The 18,142-nt window shown below is 36.6% G+C and carries 18 protein-coding genes; 2 read left to right on the top strand and 16 right to left on the bottom strand.

From position 1 onward, the window contains the following. Window positions 1-531 precede the first annotated feature (531 nt). The 4 genes from IGJ37_RS02550 to IGJ37_RS02535 form a co-directional block, all read right to left on the bottom strand. A complete protein-coding gene (locus IGJ37_RS02550) occupies window positions 532-1,242 on the bottom strand; it encodes a DUF1003 domain-containing protein (protein ID WP_002355601.1) in 711 nt (236 codons plus the stop codon). Between the two features lie 98 nt (window positions 1,243-1,340). Further along, complete coding sequence (locus IGJ37_RS02545) at window positions 1,341-2,507, bottom strand: serine hydrolase domain-containing protein (RefSeq protein ID WP_002355600.1); 1,167 nt, start codon at window positions 2,505-2,507, stop codon at window positions 1,341-1,343. Between the two features lie 152 nt (window positions 2,508-2,659). Further along, on the bottom strand, window positions 2,660-3,040 hold the full coding sequence (locus tag IGJ37_RS02540; RefSeq protein ID WP_002358720.1) for a VOC family protein: 381 nt from the start codon (window positions 3,038-3,040) through the stop codon (window positions 2,660-2,662). A 274-nt stretch (window positions 3,041-3,314) separates the two neighbouring features. After that, window positions 3,315-4,706: an L-cystine transporter gene (locus IGJ37_RS02535; RefSeq protein WP_325814966.1), complete on the bottom strand. Its 1,392-nt coding sequence runs from the start codon at window positions 4,704-4,706 to the stop codon at window positions 3,315-3,317. 297 nt (window positions 4,707-5,003) lie between these two features. On the opposite strand from IGJ37_RS02535, the gene IGJ37_RS02530 reads away from it, so the two are divergent. Then, complete coding sequence (locus tag IGJ37_RS02530) at window positions 5,004-5,339, top strand: hypothetical protein (RefSeq protein WP_325814965.1); 336 nt, start codon at window positions 5,004-5,006, stop codon at window positions 5,337-5,339. A gap of 46 nt (window positions 5,340-5,385) precedes the next feature. Here the strand turns inward: IGJ37_RS02530 and IGJ37_RS02525 are convergent, their stop codons facing one another. The 9 genes from IGJ37_RS02525 to ptcA form a co-directional block, all read right to left on the bottom strand. After that, on the bottom strand, window positions 5,386-5,772 hold the full coding sequence (locus IGJ37_RS02525; protein ID WP_002407350.1) for a DUF1149 family protein: 387 nt from the start codon (window positions 5,770-5,772) through the stop codon (window positions 5,386-5,388). Window positions 5,773-5,884: 112 nt separating this feature from the next. Further along, on the bottom strand, window positions 5,885-6,316 hold the full coding sequence (locus IGJ37_RS02520) for a hypothetical protein (RefSeq protein WP_002355595.1): 432 nt from the start codon (window positions 6,314-6,316) through the stop codon (window positions 5,885-5,887). A 349-nt stretch (window positions 6,317-6,665) separates the two neighbouring features. Then, window positions 6,666-7,310 carry a deoxynucleoside kinase gene (locus IGJ37_RS02515; RefSeq protein WP_002355594.1) on the bottom strand — a complete coding sequence of 215 codons (645 nt, stop codon included), beginning with the start codon at window positions 7,308-7,310 and terminating at the stop codon, window positions 6,666-6,668. An 8-nt stretch (window positions 7,311-7,318) separates the two neighbouring features. After that, a complete protein-coding gene (pnuC, locus tag IGJ37_RS02510; protein WP_002355593.1) occupies window positions 7,319-8,017 on the bottom strand; it encodes a nicotinamide riboside transporter PnuC in 699 nt (232 codons plus the stop codon). A 554-nt stretch (window positions 8,018-8,571) separates the two neighbouring features. Continuing rightward, the gene (locus IGJ37_RS02505) at window positions 8,572-10,158 is read right to left on the bottom strand and encodes an amidase family protein (protein ID WP_263307437.1); all 1,587 of its coding nucleotides are present in this window, start codon (window positions 10,156-10,158) and stop codon (window positions 8,572-8,574) included. A 196-nt stretch (window positions 10,159-10,354) separates the two neighbouring features. Beyond that, window positions 10,355-11,284, bottom strand: a complete 930-nt coding sequence (gene arcC / locus IGJ37_RS02500; RefSeq protein ID WP_002355590.1) for a carbamate kinase — start codon at window positions 11,282-11,284, stop codon at window positions 10,355-10,357. 11 nt (window positions 11,285-11,295) lie between these two features. Next, window positions 11,296-12,393: an agmatine deiminase gene (aguA, locus tag IGJ37_RS02495; protein WP_002364800.1), complete on the bottom strand. Its 1,098-nt coding sequence runs from the start codon at window positions 12,391-12,393 to the stop codon at window positions 11,296-11,298. Continuing rightward, on the bottom strand, window positions 12,386-13,762 hold the full coding sequence (locus tag IGJ37_RS02490) for an APC family permease (protein ID WP_002355588.1): 1,377 nt from the start codon (window positions 13,760-13,762) through the stop codon (window positions 12,386-12,388). Before IGJ37_RS02490 ends, aguA begins: the two co-directional genes overlap by 8 nt. A 66-nt stretch (window positions 13,763-13,828) precedes the next feature. Then, window positions 13,829-14,848 (bottom strand): putrescine carbamoyltransferase, encoded by a 1,020-nt coding sequence (gene ptcA, locus IGJ37_RS02485; RefSeq protein WP_002355587.1) that lies wholly within the window; start codon window positions 14,846-14,848, stop codon window positions 13,829-13,831. A gap of 398 nt (window positions 14,849-15,246) precedes the next feature. Between ptcA and IGJ37_RS02480 the strand changes: the two genes are divergently transcribed. Further along, window positions 15,247-16,092 carry a helix-turn-helix domain-containing protein gene (locus tag IGJ37_RS02480; protein ID WP_002392183.1) on the top strand — a complete coding sequence of 282 codons (846 nt, stop codon included), beginning with the start codon at window positions 15,247-15,249 and terminating at the stop codon, window positions 16,090-16,092. A 42-nt stretch (window positions 16,093-16,134) separates the two neighbouring features. On the opposite strand, the gene IGJ37_RS02475 is transcribed toward IGJ37_RS02480, so the two are convergent. From IGJ37_RS02475 to rlmD, 3 genes are all read right to left on the bottom strand, one after another. Beyond that, entirely contained in the window at window positions 16,135-16,452 is a 318-nt protein-coding gene (locus tag IGJ37_RS02475; RefSeq protein ID WP_325814961.1) for a thioredoxin family protein, read from the bottom strand. A 139-nt stretch (window positions 16,453-16,591) separates the two neighbouring features. Further along, window positions 16,592-16,720: a hypothetical protein gene (locus IGJ37_RS02470; RefSeq protein ID WP_002355577.1), complete on the bottom strand. Its 129-nt coding sequence runs from the start codon at window positions 16,718-16,720 to the stop codon at window positions 16,592-16,594. After that, a complete protein-coding gene (rlmD, locus tag IGJ37_RS02465) occupies window positions 16,721-18,094 on the bottom strand; it encodes a 23S rRNA (uracil(1939)-C(5))-methyltransferase RlmD (RefSeq protein ID WP_325814960.1) in 1,374 nt (457 codons plus the stop codon). Window positions 18,095-18,142: the final 48 nt, after the last annotated feature.

Below are 18,142 nucleotides of genomic sequence, written 5' to 3'. Positions count from 1 at the left end.
TTCCCCTTTTGTATAAAGTCATTCTATCCCATTATACGGTGAATAAAAAAGGGAAAGCGATTATTTTGCTTGTGTATTTACACACAATAAAAAAAGCCTGATAAACGGCGGGAACAGAACCAACACTACGCGTTGCTCCGATCTCAACAACTTCTAAGGTGTTTTCTCGACATGCGTCTCGTCACAGTACAGCCTTCAAAAGAGCTACAGCTCTAAGAGTTGCGATGTTTCACTGTGAAGCATGAACAGATGAAATCATCGTACCTACTTGGTGAAGGTCCTTCGGAACTTACAAGGATAAAACTGTGACGAGCCTTTGGCGAGAAAACAATAAGCCGAAATTGTTGAGAATCACGAAGAACGTAGTGATTCGATGATGAACAATACCTACTTGGTCTCCAAAAATTAAAGAGAAATTTTCGGAAATTTCTTCTTATTGCTGAGAAACACTATTTGCAAAGCAAATAGATGTTAATCAGTACCTACTTGGTTCTCGGAGCTAAACGGTTCTGTCCCGACCTCTTCTATATACTACTCCTTTTCAGAAGTCGCGGCGAGTTGTTCTTGCAATTCACCTAAAAGTTCAATTTGAATATTTTGGATTTTCACCAAATTTTCTAGTTGATTATTGATAATATAATCCATTTTCTCATGTAATAAATTAATTTCTACTTCTGCTTTTAAGTTAATTTTATAATCATTATTCGCTTGTTCTCTATCACGGGCTTCTTGTCTGTTTTGACTCATCATAATAATCGGTGCTTGGATAGCTGCTAAACAAGATAAGGCGAGATTTAGCAAAATATAAGGATATTTGTCAAATGGTTGTCCCAATAAAGTGGTAGAGTTAATCACGATCCAAGCAATCAACACGAAGCAAAAGAAGCCAATAAACACCCAGCTACCGCCAAATTTAGCAATGGTATCCGCTGCTCGTTGGCCAAAGGTTAATTTCTTTTCCATCTTTTCATTCATATTATTGGAAATCAGCTTATCTTCTTTGATATGTTGAACCACCAATTCATTCAGTTGTTGGATTTTTTCAGAATCATTTGCGACCAATTGTTTCATGTAATCCAAACGATAATTAAGTAACTCCGCCAATGTAATCATCGATTCAGCTGTCAATTGTGGATTGTTTTGGAGAATAAAAGCTTGCGTTTCCTGTTCTATATCTTGAAGATAAATGTTTTTTTTCGTTGATTCACCAATTACAACTTGTTTATTTTTTGATTGCTTCATCTTCGTCACTCCCTTTGATCGTTCTTCCCTTTATTTTAATATAAAGTCTCTCAGAAGAAACCTAAAAAGGCTTTGGAGTGATCGTTGTTGCTTCTGCTTTAAAATTTAACAGTTAAATTGGTTACATCATGGAACAACGAACCAATTAATTCTTTGTATTTCGCTGGATTCACACAATTAGTTAGCAATATGACCCCGGTTTTCATATCTTTTGAAAATAAAACCAGGGCTTGTTGACCCGCTTCAACGCCGTGTAAGCGTAAATAGTTATCATGAACATAGATGCCGCCATGATAAGAACTTTGCTGAGAAGACGTCCATAATTTTTGCAAAAGTGCGGTGGAAACTAAGTGTCCACTCATTAATTGATGTAAGTACCAATACAAATCACCTGTCGTCATATCCACATTCCCAGTCCCAAATTCATGGGCAAAACTAGCTGCGGGAATTGAGAGCACTTGATTATACGAATTGTCTTCTGTCCATTTATAACTTGTTGAATTATTGGGCTGTTCCAATAAGGTTTCATAGAAGCCAAAATTCTTTAAACCAGCCGTTTTGTGATAAAGATTATTAAATAATTCTTGATAGGTACGTTGATACATTTTCTCTAACATTCCTGCTAAAAGGACAAAATTTACTGGGGAATAATTGTATTTTCCTTTATTGACTTGAATGGTATTTTGTTTAACAAATTGAATAATTTCTTCATCGGTAACGATATTATTAGGCATTGCTGATAACTTTAAACCACTTGTCATATTCAACATATCGCTAATCGTAATATCCTCAGCACCTTGAATTTGCGGATAAAACGTAGCGAGTTTTGTATCTAATGTAAGTTTACCTTCTTCAATTGCTTTTAAGATCAAGGTTGTGGTAAAAGATTTTTGAATTGAGCCAATCTGAAACCTTGTGTTTGGCGTGTTGGCTTGTTGCTTTTCAAAATTGGCAAAGCCATATCCTTTATTTACTAAAACCTGATCATCTTTAATGATCAAAGCCGAACCAATATAATTTGTTTCTTGAATTTTTTGATCAAGTTCGCCACTATCTGGTGCAACTATTTCTTTCGTTAAATTCGCATAATTATCACTTCGGCGATCTTCTTCCAAGACCACTTTCGATTCTTGACTAACTTGTGAATCTCTAGTGAAAAAGAACGTTTTTATTAAATAACCACTACCACCAATCACCACCAACAAACACACTATAAAAAGCCAATTCACTCCTCCATGTCTTTTCTTTGCATGTCGTTTACGCATACCGCTTACCTCCGCCTATTCTATTAACAGCATTATCATACGCTATATTTTCATGAAAATTACAGATTTTAGTAAAATTTATAAAACTTTCAACTTTTATAAAAAACAGCTTGGCACCAGAATCAATCTAGATTCTGGTGCCAAGCTGTTTTTTATTTACTTTCTTGCCCCATCACAGCAAAGTAATTATCATCGTTATCTGCAAAATTAAAAACTAAGCCTGTTGGCAATTGAACCATTTCACCGACAGTAACCCCAGCCTCTTGCATTTTTTTATAGAGACCAATGATATCATCGCTAGCAAACATTAAAGAAGGGGTATTCCCCGCCACTTCTGGTGAATGTTTTTGAATAAAGGCCAAATCATATAAAACAATAATCGCTTCTGCTGATTCACTTGGTGCAATTTCTACCACCAATGTACCGTCAACTTCCTCTCTTTCCTTTTCAACAAAGCCAAACGTTTGCCAAAATTGACTAGATTCCTCAACATTATTCACATATAACATAATCTTTACTTGGTTTGAAAACATTCCTTCACGTCCTTTTGAATTTAGTTAACAACTTATTATATACGTTCTTTTAAATAATTACTGCACTTTCGCTTAAAATCCAAAAAAAGAGCGTGGAACAAAAATCACCTTGGATTTTTGTCCCACGCTCAAAAACTAATAAACGGCGGGAACAGAAGCAACTCCTTCGGAAATAAGCCGAAATTCTCCAAAAATTAAAGAACAATTTCCGGAAATTTCTTCTTATTTCTCGGAGTTAAACACTTCTGTCCCGACCTCTTTTCGTTTTATTGATTTAGATATTTGCATCTAAGACAACGTCGCGATCATTTAAGACATCACGATCTAATTCATGAATACGAGCACTTGTTAACACGCCTGCAACCATACTATCGTTAACGTTAACAGCTGTCCGCGCCATGTCAATAAGTGGTTCAACTGAAATTACTAAACCAACAATTGCAACTGGTAAGTTCATTGCGCCTAAAACGATTAGAGAAGCAAAGGTTGCTCCGCCGCCGACACCGGCTACGCCAAATGAACTGATTGTGACAACTGCTACTAACATTAAAATAAATTGTAAACTAAAGACATCAATTCCAACAGTTGGTGCAACGATGGTTGCTAACATAGCTGGATAAACGCCGGCACAACCATTTTGTCCAATAGATAAACCGAAACTACCAGCAAAGTTTGCTGTGGCATCATCGACACCTAATGCTTTGGTTTGTGTTTCAATATTTAATGGTAAAGCTCCTGCACTTGAACGAGAAGTAAAAGCAAAGCTCAAGACTGGAAAAACTTTTTTTAGATACGTAACTGGGTTGACTTTTAAAGTAATTAAAATCAACATGTGAATGGCAAAAACAATGATTAAGGCCACATACGATGCCAACACAAATTTACCTAAGTTAATAATCGCAACAAAATCACTTGTTGCTACAACATTAATCATTAACGCTAACACGCCATAAGGGGTCAAGCGTAAAACTAAGGTAACAATTCGCATGGTAATTTTATATAAACTATCAATTAAATTTGCAAAAAATTCAGCTTCTTTTGGCGCTTTACGACGAACGCCTAAATAAGCGACACCAACAAACGCAGCAAAGATTACCACCCCAATGGTACTCATTGGTCGTGTTCCCGCAAAGTCAGCAAAGACATTTTTAGGAATAAATGAAACGATTTGTTGGGGAATCGTCAAATCTTGAATCGCATCTTGACGCGTCGCTAACTCGGCAATTCTTGACGTTTCTGCAGCACCTTGCGTGAATTTTGCCCCTTGAAGACCAAACGCTAAGGTTGTTCCAATCCCCACCAAGGCAGCTACTGCTGTTGTTCCTAGTAAGGTGGCTAACACATTAAAGCTAATTTTTCCTAATTTATTGGATTCTTTCATTTTTGTAAATGCACCTACAATAGATACAAATACTAACGGAATTACGAGCATTTGTAGAAACGCTACATAACCATTACCTACAATCCCGATCCATTCCATTGATTGCGTAGTAATTTTACTGTCTGTACCAAAAGCAAATTGAATAATTGCACCTAAAACAATCCCCACGCCCAATGCTGAAAAGACACGTGTTGAGAATTTTAAATGTTTCTTTTGCATTTGGTAGAAACCGAATAACACAGCAATAAATACAAGGATCACTAATACAGTGATGAATGTTGTCATTTTAGTTCCTCCCTATGTTTTTAATGACAAGTACATCAAAGGAAGTAAAGGTTCCCGGTACTCACTCTCCAGTAAATACCCTGAAAACAGCAAACTGTTTCCAGTGATAGTTCTATTGTACCTTATTTTATAGCAAATAGTGGGATAATTTGCTTACTTTTTGATAGAAAATAACCGTTGTGATAGTTTAAAACTATCACCAAGCGTTGTTTTACTAGTCACTGTAAAAATAATTTGTTTTTTGTCCTCTTTCTTTTAAGCTGACGTGGTATACTTAGTTCTAGGAGGTGTAAGCGTATGCAAAAAATTTGTTGGATCCTTTCTGTCAACCGTGATGGAGCGACGTTATTTGTGGGAAGCCCTGCAAATGCGGGTCCTTGGCTCTTTTCAAATAAAGAGCAGCAAAACATCAAAGCCTTTTTTCAACCAACCTATGAAATTGACTTTATCAGTTATGATGTTCTTTCAGAGGAAGTACCAGAAGCTGCGTTCATTTTGTACAATGAAATGCTCGCTCCCTATCTTTCCGAAAAAATCACCAAAGTTGGTCAGCCGATTGCTTATGTGGATATCGCTACAAAAAATTATGAACAGTTTAAAAAAGCTTTGGTTGCTAAATCTTCACAAGAATAAAAACAGCGTTTGTAACGGAATCCGTTATAAACGCTGTTTTTAAAGTTTAAGCTTCTTCTGATTGTTGAAAATTCAATTGAACACCTGGACGATCCAGAGCAATTTCAGTTACTTCATAAGATAAACGTTCGACGATGCTAAATAAAGGACGCACAAGTTCATCGACTTCTTCTTGCGAAATATCTTCTTGTTTTTCAATTTTACGATCAACAATGTGATTAATTTGGCTAATCGCCCCTGATAAAACAAATTCGTCAAAGACAATTCGAAATTCTAAGCGAGCAACAAGTGCTGAGCTGTTTTCTGGATAATTTTCTTCTTCTACTTCAATTGGTGAAAAACTGACACGTAAATCTGTCTCTACTTCTGAATCAGGTACTCGCATATCATAGTGATACGCTTCAACAATTTCTTGTTGGCGTTTAATTTCCATTGTTTTTTCTCTCCTTTTTTAACAAGATATTCCCCTTTTAGAATATCCAATGGTTTCTTTTCTCAAGTATACCACAAGTCCGAAAGTTGCCTAGACCAAAAAACACAGAAGGTCAGACTTTTTTGATAAATTGATTTTGGCAGTTTGAACAAGTGACTTTGATTGTTCCTCGTCCTTTCGGCGCACGTAATGACTGCTGACATTTTGGACATTTAAAATAACGATACTCTTTCTGAGTCATGTGTCGCTTGCGAAAAGCATGAACCTTTTGCATTAGGCGTTGTTTTCGAAGAATAAACCGTTGATTTTCATTCAATCGCGGGTGAATATGTTTTGAAAAAAAGCGATAATACACGTAGGCGACTGTGATTAAAATCAATAACCGAACCCAAAGATAGCCAGTAAAAATATTGATGAGCGCCAGCACGACACTTGTTAGCAACAGCGTTCGATTCAATTCATCGAACCGTGCATAACGTCCTTGTAAAAATCGTTGCGCTTTTTTGCGCCAACGTAGAATGCGTTCAAACCAAATTTGGCCCATTTATCTTCCTTCTTTCGAGTATTATTTTTTGAATAAATGATTGATTTACAGAAACTTTCAATCAAAATTTACACTTACTAAGTCCAAATTTTGAACAACTGTTGGTTATTTTCGATGGTATACTTCTAGAGAAGTCAGGTCAACCGATGAATGACTTCGTTGATAATAGCTACCGCTATTTTATACAAACTTAAACTGTCGATGGATAGATTATCCGATTTTAACTTAGGGGAAGGTTAAAATCCGATTCTATAATTTAGCACTACACTCCTTTATTTAGTAGCAACTTTAGCCTATCTATCCACATTTTAAGTCAAAAAGAAGCAAGTCCGGACTTGCTTCTTTTTATTTATCTTTCTAATTCTTCAATTTTCTTCTCAATTAACGCCAAGACATATTGACACGCTTCAGGATCTTCGACAAAATCATATTTATCGCCATCAATTTGAATTTTAGGACTTTCATCATAGTCTTCATACCATTGATCATAACGCTCGTTCAACATTTGATAGTAATCATACAACGTTGGATCTGTCTCAATTTGTTCATAAGGACGGCCACGTTTTTTGATGCGTTCCAACATTTTGGGAAATGAAATACGAATGTGAACTAACAAATCAGGTCTTTTTTTATGCGCAGCATAAGGCAATTCTTGGAGCATGTTTTGTAATAAGTCATCGTACACTTTGACCTCTGTTTCGTTGGCACGACCTAAATCTGCATTTAAATGAAAAAGTAATGAATCTTCATAAATCGAGCGATCCAATACATTATTTTCATGCGTTAATGCTTGTTTAATACTATCAAAACGTTTATTTAAAAAATAAATTTGTAATAAAAACGCGTACTTTTCCGGTTCCGCATAAAATAAAGGTAATACCTCATTATCATCAACTGATTCGTAAAAGGCTTCTGAACCTAAACGGTTTGCAATTAAAGCTGTTAAACTAGATTTACCAGCGCCAATCGTACCTGCTAAAACAATCACTGCCATCGAACTCCCTACCTATTTTTTTCCATTTTATTTTTTATCTTCAACCAATTAAACATACCAAAAATTGAGTTAAAAGTATACATACAATACATAACAAATATCGCATAATCACCACCAGCGTGCGTCCCTGCTCGGAACCATAACAAAATTGAAAAAATATTTCCTAGTAACCAAAACACGAATTGCGATTGATAACGTTTAATCATCAATAACATCCCTGTCGCTGAAACACTGAACGTGATTGCATCTAATGTTTGTTGCGCATCATTTACAAAGCCTAACAAAATATATGCAGCTACGCCAATGAGCAGCCACGTGAAAAAGGCATACAACCACTGAATACCTTTTAAAACTTTTACTTCGGTTACTTGACCCGAGCCATCCTCGCTAGCCCGAAGCCAGGCATAAAGCCCTGTAATGTCCATAATAATATAGAAGCTTTGTAAAAGAACTTCCGCATATACCCGTGTCACTAACCCAAAATAGCCAATAATCACTGCACTGATTAACCCAAAAATGTAATTGCTGACTTTTCCTTGGGCAATTAAATTCACACAAATGATGCCGGCTAAACCACCTACTAACGTAATCCAATTCGATGGATTGATAGCAAATGCAATCAACTGTACCCCCACCATCAAAGCTAAAAACAAGTAACTTCTCGTTTCCCAACCTTTAAAATCATTCACCAAAAAATTCTTATTCACAACAAATTTCCGACCTTCCTAAAACCAAACTTTTATTTGTTGACGTCTCAATAAGAGTACTCCGTTTTAAAAAACAAGTCAATCAGATTTCGGAATAAAAAGAAGATTTTAATACTATATATTGATTAAAAAAATAAAAACACACTACATATAGTTATTTCGTAAGCTTTCTGATATCCTTTATTGCCACAATATTTTCTTCATCTTGCTTTAATCTTCTATGTATTCATGGATTTGTTTCCATCTAATGATTCCTGCGGCAGAACCCTTTACGACGGTAGCGCTCCAAATTAATGTTGCGAAAGCGGAAGCAACCGTACATATTTATGCTTCAAACACAGCCATCGTTCACTCTTTTTATTGAAATGCTTAAAAATTGACGGCCTTATTTCTCGAATCTGGCCACTTATTAACTTATTACATGAAAACATTCGCCTAAAAAAGCAAAAAAAACGACTCACCTAAATAATCGACCTACAAGCAATTCCTTTCATTTGTAGGTCGATTATCTTTATTAGGTTTGATACAGATGTTTCGCCATTCCTAGTTTCCCTTTACTGCTCATCTCTATTTATTTTTTTACTGTTTGCCAACAGCTCGTTGTCTGAAAGTACTATCCGTCCTTTTGTACTTTGTTCAAAGCTGTAAGCTTGCTCAAATAACGTTTGCTCTTTATTGGCAGTTTGTGTAAAAGTCAGCCCATAAGGTTGTCCTTCACTGTTTTTCGCCAAAGGAACCGTCAATTCAGGATATCCTGCCACAGCACTTAAACCCGTACCTTCAGAATCAATAAAGGCATATCCGTCTAATTGTTGTTTTTTTAGCAACGCATCAAACGTTTGCTGTGCTTTTTTAATGGTTGTTTGAATGATTTCTTTATCTGGTTGTTTCTTTTTAACATCTGCTTCTAATAAATCTTGCCCATACTTGGCACGAACCTTTTTATCTTGTTGATTATACGCAATTAGTTCCTCCAGTGTTTTAAATGGTAAGTCATAACGTTTCGCAAATTCTTCCAATGCAAACTTAAATTCATTGGAAATAACTTTCCCGCCATCAATCCCTTCCATGTCTGGTGTTAACGGAATCACTTCTGCTCCAGCTTTTTGGAGGGCCTTTTTAGCAGTCGCAAATTCTTCTTCAGCACTTGGCATTTCTAGCAACCCAATGCGTTGACCTTGTAAGTTATTTTTAGTAAATTTCGTTGAATCAATGCTCGGAACCGTGTCTTTCTTAAACACATTATAGCCTTGCGCAGCATCAACGACACTTCGGGCAATCGGGCCAACTGTATCTAATGACGGTGCCAATGGCAAAACACCTTCGCCACTTACTGAACTGTGGGTCGGTTTAAAACCAACCACTGATTGATGAGAAGCGGGGGAAACAATCGATCCCATCGTCTCAGTGCCTAAAGAGAAGGCGCCGATATTCATCGTCACACTAGCCGCACTCCCAGAACTTGAACCTGAAGGTGTTATTTTGAGTGGCCCATAAGGATTAAGTGTTTGTCCATGTTTGGAACTATAGCCACTTGGTGCTTTCATTGACATATAATTCGCTAGTTCAGATAAGTTTACTTTTCCTAAAATCAAAGTTTGCGCCTCTGTTAACTTCTTAACTACTTCCGCATCTTCCTTAGGCTTGAACGTGCGTAAGGCATACGCTCCTGCACTCGAAATCATGTTGGTCGTATTTATATTTTCTTTCAAAGTCACAGGAATACCATACAAAGGCTTCTTCGGTGTTTGAGAGGCTTGCTGGTCAAATGCCTTGGCTTCCTTAATTGCTTGCGGATTGATTTCAGAGATGCTGTTCATGCCATTATCTATTTGATCGAACTGTAAAATACGGTCCAAATAAAACGCCGTAAGTTCTTCATAGGTCAATGCTCCGTTGGCAATCGCTTGCTGTAATTCAGTGATATTTTTTTCAATAATCAACGGTGCTTTGGTCCGAGCTTTTTGTACATCTGTTTCTTTTAATTGGTCTTCAATCGTTTTAACGATTCTCTCTTGATTGTACATTGCTGGGGTTTCTGCCTCAGGAGTGAACTTTTTGAGTATAAACCAATACGCTGCAGCGCCTATTATGACTAACAAAACAGCAATTATTCCGATTACTTTAAAAAATTTAGACATTTTTATCCTCCTATACCATTTAAAGATTATCTTACTATGTTTATTTTTGCATGACAACTAACAGTTTTGTTCGTTAAAAAGACAAAATAGAGAGTAGGACATCCGTCAAAACGACCGATGTCCTACTCTCTAACGATTAAGTTAGTCCGCTAAATGCGTTTGTTTTAGTCTTTTGTGAAAGTTAAATACTGAGAATTTATTGTGTAATTCGTGTACCACTTTCTCCTTTGATTGCTTCCGAAGCTAATTCTAAAAGCCCGATAATCGCCTGGCGGTTTGGTTTACTTTCTGCAAAACTGATGGCCGCTTCTACCTTAGGTAACATACTACCTGGCGCAAATTGATTTTCTTCTATATATTGTTGCATTGCCGTAACCGTAACATCGGTCAAAGCTTGTTGATTTGCTTGACCAAAGTTAACAAAAACATGTTCTACTGCAGTTAATACCACAAAAACATCTGCTTCAATGAGTTCAGCCATTTTTGCTGCCGCAAAGTCTTTATCAATGACTGCATCTACACCATGATAGACTGGACCATCATAGGCAATAGGAACCCCGCCACCACCACAAGCAATTACGATCTGTCCTGCATCAACAAGTGTTCGCAAGCTAACTTTTTCGTAAATATCAACTGGTTTTGGTGAAGGAACTACCCGTCGCCAGCCTCGACCCGCATCTTCTTGATAGACGTTCCCAGTTTCCGCCATCAACTGTTTGGCTGTTTCTTCGTCATAATAACCACCAATTGGTTTTGTTGGTTTTGTAAACGCTGGGTCTTTTGGATCCACCACGACTTGTGTAATTAACGTAACAACTGGTTGTTCCCCTAAATTTCTGGCTACTAGTTCTTCATCAATTGCTTGTTGTAAATGATAGCCAATATAGCCTTGGCTCATTGCTGTGCATTCAGGAAACGGCACGACATCTTCTGGAGATTGACTCGTTTCCTCAAAAGCTAAGCGAATTTTGCCAACTTGTGGCCCGTTGCCATGAGCAATCACCACTTGATGGCCTTGTTCAATTAAATCAACAATGGATTTTGCCGCGGTTTGTGCTTTTGCCAATTGTTCTTTCGAAGAATTTCCTAACGCATTTCCACCTAATGCAATCACTATTTTTGACATCTGTTTCCCTCCTAGCGCTTTGGTTCTTGTTGTGTGATACAGTGAATATTGCCGCCCCCATAAACAACTTCTACCGTATTAACGCCGACAATTTTTTTATCTGGGAACATCGTTTGAACTTGCTCTAAAGCCAAACGATCATTTTCATCACCATACTGTGGCACAATCACGCCATCATTTGTAATTAAAAAGTTCATATAGGATGCGATACAAATATCGCCATCTTCTCGTGGCATGGTTCCTTCCACGAAATCAATTTTGAAGGAGCCTTTAATGGTTACATTTTTGACAGGACAGCATAATTTGTGGACTTTTAATTGGCGTCCTTTAGCATCAGTCATTTTAAGCAAACGTTGATACGCATCTTGTGCCGCTTCATAAAATGGGCTATTTTGATCTTCAGTGTAAATACAAGCCACTTCACCAGGTGCAATAAAACAAGCTACATCATCCACATGACCATTAGTTTCTTCTGGGTCAATTCCATCACCTAGCCAAAGAACTTTTTCAACATTTAAATAGTCGCATAATTTTTGTTCGATTGCTTCTTTTGAAAGTTGTGGATTTCGACCTTCACTTAATAAGCACATTTCTGTAGTCAAGACTGTTCCTTGTCCATCTACGTGGAATGAACCGCCTTCTAAAACAAAATCATCTGTACGATAAGAATCTACATGCTCAATTTCACAAATTTTTTGTGCAACCAAATCGTCTTGGTCCCAAGGGAAATATAAACCATCTACTAATCCCCCCCAAGCATTGAATGTCCAATCCACACCACGGATTTCTCCATGGTCGTTAATGACAAATGATGGTCCACAATCACGGACCCAGGCGTCATTGTTTGACATTTCGTAAACCGTAATTTCTGGCGGCAATTGGCGACGGCAATTTTGAAATTGTTGTTGAGAAACCACCACATTCATCGGTGTAAACTGACTAATTGCTTTGGCCACATTAGTAAAAGCTTCTTGGACAGGTTTACCACCATCGCGCCAATTATCCGGTCTTTCTGGCCAAATCATCCAAACTTTCTCTTGTGGTTCAAATTCTCCTGGCATTCTAAAGCCATCTTGTTTAGGGGTACTTCCTACAATTCGTTTAGCCATTTTCTTTCGTTCCCTTCTTAATTTTTTTCACGTAAATAATTACTTCACCAAACAGAATAAAAATGATTGCCCCAATTGTGATTGGTAATTTTTCATTTAATGCTGCGGGACTAAAATCTAAAGGCACTGCTGTGAAAATCAGTGAAATAATAATCATAATCATTGGCAAAACCACTAAAACTTTTAAAAATCCTGGTTTTCCGTTAACTTTAAACGGACGTGGTGTATCGGGATCAATTTTTCTAAGCTTATAAAAAGCTGGGAAAACTGGGATATACGATAACAAGAATAGGACGACATTCAAGGAGAAAAAGGCCCAGAATAAATCTTGATTAGGTAAAATTGGTGCTAATACAATGACCACCGATGCCACAATGCCATTCATCAAAGCAGCCCCAATTGGCATGTCATTTTTCTTGCTACGTTTTTCAAAAAATTTAGGCATGTCACCATTTTCAGCAGCATAACAAGCTGTATTATTGACTCCTAATGACCAAGAAATCATGTTGCCGAACAACGTAAGAAGGAATAGGAAAGCCATCAACATAATGAACCAACCTTCTGTCGAGCCTGTCAATAGTTTAAAGCTATCCATCATACCACTGCCGGTACTAATTTGATCGGTGGGAATCGCTACCCCAATTCCAAAGGCTGAAAAAATATAAATGGCCGCAATGACTAACCCCGCTGCTACAATAGCTTGTGGGATTTGCTTCTTAGGATTTTCCATATCATCTGCAAACGTACAGATGACTTCAAACCCTAACAAATTAAAAATGATTACAGAAATAAAAGATAAACTCCTTAAGTCAAACGTTGGCAGCATTGATTTCAAGGTAAATTCATTGGCAACACCTTTCGTCAAGGCTACATACAATCCTAGCCCACCAATTAAGACTGCTAAAACCATCTTGATTACGGCAGCTCCATTTAGAATCCAGATACTGTCGCTGACTGGATAAAAACTAATCCAAACCACAATCCAAGTAAAAATTAATTCAACAATAATCATCATCGGTGTTGAAAACTTAATACCTGTAATTGTCGTTAATAGTTCTGGCGTCATAACGGCTAATGAAGCTAGCCACAATGGATAATTAATCCAATAATACCAAGAAACTCTGGCACCCCAACGATGACCATATGCTTTGGTCACCCAATCATAGATGCCCCCTTCACCAATATAAGTTGTTCCTAATTCTGATGAAATTAACCCATATGGCAATAGGAATGCAATTAATAAGAAAATCCACCAAAAAAACTGAGAATTACCTATTGCAGCAACAGGCGCCGCTGCTTCAGCAACGAAAACCACACAGATCACTGATAAAATGGCACTCGTTAAACTAAATTTCTTTTTCCCCTCCATGAAGACTCTTCCTCTCTTTATAAACTGTCCACTGATTCATTTTTTCAATCAGTGGACAGTTGGCCGTTAAATGCTTTGAGTGTCTAAGAAAACTTCTAGTTCTTTTTTCGCTTCTGCTTGCTTGATTAAATCATAAGGATTTTTTGCTTCATAATCATTCATAAGATATACTAATAAGCCACGAATAGATGTTAAACGGTTTTCTGCTTCATCGAAACAAATAGAATTTTTACCGTCAATTACTTCATCAGTTACTTCTTCCCCACGTGTTGCTGGTAAACAGTGCATGAATTTACAATTGGCACCTGCCCGATCCATCATTTCTTGATTCACTTGATATTTTGGATAGAAAACCTTCATACGTTCTTCTTCAGATAATTCCGCTTCGTACAAGCCATACCAAACATCCGTGTACAAGAAATCAGCGCCTTCAACAGAACTTGCATCATCTGTGACCAAAAAGCTACCGCCTGAAACTTCACAATTTTTTGCTAATTTCGCTTGATGCTCTTCATTTAATTGGAAGCCTTCTGGACCGAAGTGAACAAAATTCATGCCCATTTTTGTTGTGATTAATCCTAAAGAAAAACAAACTTGTGTTGCATCTCCGACAAAGACAACTTTACAATCTTCTAATTTTTTGCCTTCTGGTAAATGCTCAACCATGGTACACAAATCACCTAATTCTTGGGTTGGATGATTGTAATCAGACATACCGTTAATGACTGGGATGGTAGCACAATTAGCTAAATCAACAATACTATGGTGACGTTCCACACGAGCCATCAAAATATCTACTAAACGTGACAATACACGGCTGGTATCTTCAATCGTTTCATGTCCCCCTAATTGAATTTGACCAGGTGCTAAATATTCGCCATGTCCACCTAATTGTTCCATTGCAGTTTCAAAAGATACTCGTGTTCGAGTTGAAGATTGTTGGAAAATCATTCCTAAAGATTTGTTTTTTAACAGTTGCGGATAATACCCATTTTTAATCGCTTCTTTAATTTTTAATGATAAATCGACTAAGTAGTGCATTTCCTCTTTCGTATATGTTTCTGTTGTAACGTAATCTCTTTTCATGATGTGTTCCTCCTAAAAGTTGTTTTTGTTTACACATTGACTTTACCAAGTTTAGCGAAGAGTTTACTATCCACCAAAAGTTAGAAAACGCTTTCTTTTTTGGCGTAATTTTTCATTAAAAAAAGTTTATTTATGGTTATAAACCGTTGGTACACCAGGGGTTTATAAAAGTTTAGGCGGATTTCTCTCTAATTTCTGACCAATCATAGATTTGAAAATGGTATAATTATTTTGAAAAATCATTCACTTAAAATAAAAGATGAAAGGGGTTTCCAATCGTGACATTTGTTTTTATTTATAACATCTTGTTGATTATTTTATATTCGTTTACTTCAACCTTTACCTTAAATCTTTACTTGAAAAATAAACAACCGATTTTTTTATTGCTTCTCTTTTTAATGGTTATTTTTATTTGTGACAATGTGATTGTTTATATGACTGAGTTCATTAATTCGTTTGCAACCGAATATAATCAGACCTTTATGACCGCACCTTTTTTAAAGACCATCATTTTTATTTGTTGTAATTTTGCCTATCTGGCTATTATCAATACTATTAGTGGTCGTCCTTTTAAAAATTATCAATTTGTCTGGTTATTTTTAATTGGTTTATGGATGCTAGCTATTCCATTTTCACAAAATTCCGCCTTAAAAGTTTGGTTGTACTATTTACCCAATCAGCTATTTTTAATTTACCTTGGATGCTATGCGCTCTATCAATTACGAATAGATCCTTTATCAGCCCTTGCGAAAAAATATCTTCGTTTTATTGGTTGGCTAAGCATTGGTTTCGGTGTGGCGATTCTTTTGGAAGATACCTTCGTTATTTTTAACATTGACCAATATTCTGATATTGTCTTTAAAATTAACAACCGAAACGTTTCTGAAGATATTTATACAATCATTCTCTCGATCGCCATTATCTACTTCTGTAATCGTGATTTTCCTCTGTCGGTTCTTGAAAAAGACGCTGCTAAATTGGAAGAAAATCAATCAGATGAACCCGTACTTTTGGCGCCTTTTTGTGATGCCTATCAATTAACGCAGCGAGAACGAGAAGTGCTTTCGTTACTTTTAGAGTGCAAAACAAATCAAGATATAGCCAACGAACTATTCCTATCAATCGGGACAGTAAAAACACATATCCACAATATTTTCGTTAAATTAGAAGTAAATAAAAGAGCAGAAGTTTTTGTCAGTTATCAACTTTTTTCTCAACAACAAACTGAACATTTAGCGAGATAATTAAAAAGGAAGCCTCTCCGTGATCGGTGGCTTCCTTTTTGATTAACTATTTTCTTGTACTTGTCGAACTCTCTTTTCAATTTCTTGAAAGTTAATAATTTTAGCTTGGCGATGAATTTCTTTTCCTTCATAGTATAAGATAATGGTCGGTGCAGAAAAAGCATTTAATTGTCCAATTATTTCTGGACTTTTATCAGCTTCTGCAATGTATGTAGGAAATTCATATTTTGTTGCAATTTTTTCGACAATCGGTTTATCAACTGTACAAACACTACAATTTTTTGCTGTCAAAAAGACGGGTTGTAGACGATTGTCTGTAATTTTTTCTTCTAATTCTTCTAATGTTGTTACATATTCCACTGAATAGCCCTCCTTGTCTTTTGTCTAAAATAACAGATTTACTAGCAAAATAACAACTTATTTGTTTGGCTAGGAATGCTTTAACAAAAAAGTTGTCGCCCATTTCATTAATGGGAGACAACTTTTTACTGATAACCGCTTATTTATTAAAAATTTTAGGCCCTTTGCGCATGTTTTTACGATCATTTTTGGGAGTTTCCATTTTTTTAGAACGGCCACCACCTTGTTTCTTTTTAATTAATTCTAACATTTTTTCTTTTTCATTCATTTAATCCACCGCCTTTGTTAATAACGTGACAGATTCAATGTGGGTCGTTTGTGGGAAATTATCCACTGGTTGAATTTCTTTTGCTTCATAGCCACCTTCTGTTAATAATGCAATGTCGCGAGCGAGTGTGGCTGGATTACAGCTGACATAAACAATTCGTTCAGGTTGCGTTTCAATTAATGTGTTTACTAATTGACCGTCTAACCCTTTCCGTGGTGGATCCACCACCACAACATCTGGTTGCAAGCCATTTTCAACTAATTTTGGCAATAATTCTTCCGCTAAACCAGCCGTGAAAGTGGCATTCTCAATGTTGTTTAATTTAGCATTATTTTCTGCATCTTTGACCGCTTCTTCAATTACTTCAATACCGTAAACTTGCTTTGCGTCTTGGGCTAAAGTTAAGCCAATCGTTCCAATCCCACAATAGGCATCCACCACAATTTCATTGCCTGTTAAAGCCGCATACTCTTTAACTTTTTGATACATCACTTCTGTTTGTTGTGGATTTACTTGATAAAATGAACGCGCGGAAATTTCAAATTTCAAATCAAAAATAGTATCTGTAATTTTTTCAGACCCATGTAATAAGATGGTTTCGTCGCCAAAAATGACATTGGTTCGTTTTGGATTTACATTTTGTACAATGCTGACTACTTCCGGAATAGCTTCCAAAATATCTGGCACAATTTTACTAATTGGGAATAATTTCGGTGTTCTCGTAATTAGAACAACCATCATCTCCCCAGTATGGTAGCCACGACGAACGACAATATGGCGTAAGTTCCCTGTATTATCAGATTCGTTATAAGGTTTTACGCTATATTTACGCATAATGTCACGGATTTTAACAATTGCTGCATCAATTTCTGGGTCTTGAATATAGAAATGTTCCATCGGAATTAAATCATGGCTATTTTTCCGGAAAAAACCTGTTTGTAATTGGTTGTCAATTTTACGCACGGGAATTTGTGCTTTGTTCCGGTAATGCCACGGATCATTCATCCCAATTGTTGGTAAAACAGGGACTCCTGGCAATTTAGCGACACGTTGCATAACATTTTCGACTTGTTGCGTTTTAAATGATAGTTGGGCGCCGTACGCTAAATGTTGCAACGGACTAATCCCGACTTTTGTAAAGTTTTCATCTTTCACGTGCACACGCTGTTCACTGCTTTTTAGGACAGTCAACACTTTCCCATAACCAAAACTTTTGCCTGTTTTTAAGACTTTGATTTCAAGTTTTTCACCTGGTAAGGCATTTTCAATAAACAATGGATAATGGTCCACTTTTGCCACGCCTAAACCTTCATGCGTCAAGTCAATGATTTCTACTTCAATGACGTCATTTTTCTTTACTGGATAATTTTTCATAAGTCGCTCCTTCTTTTTATACACTTCACTCATTCTAATGAAAATACC

Source organism: Enterococcus sp. AZ104, assembly GCF_050546705.1.
Classification (GTDB): domain Bacteria; phylum Bacillota; class Bacilli; order Lactobacillales; family Enterococcaceae; genus Enterococcus; species Enterococcus faecalis.
This window is presented reverse-complemented; position numbering and strand designations above follow the sequence as displayed.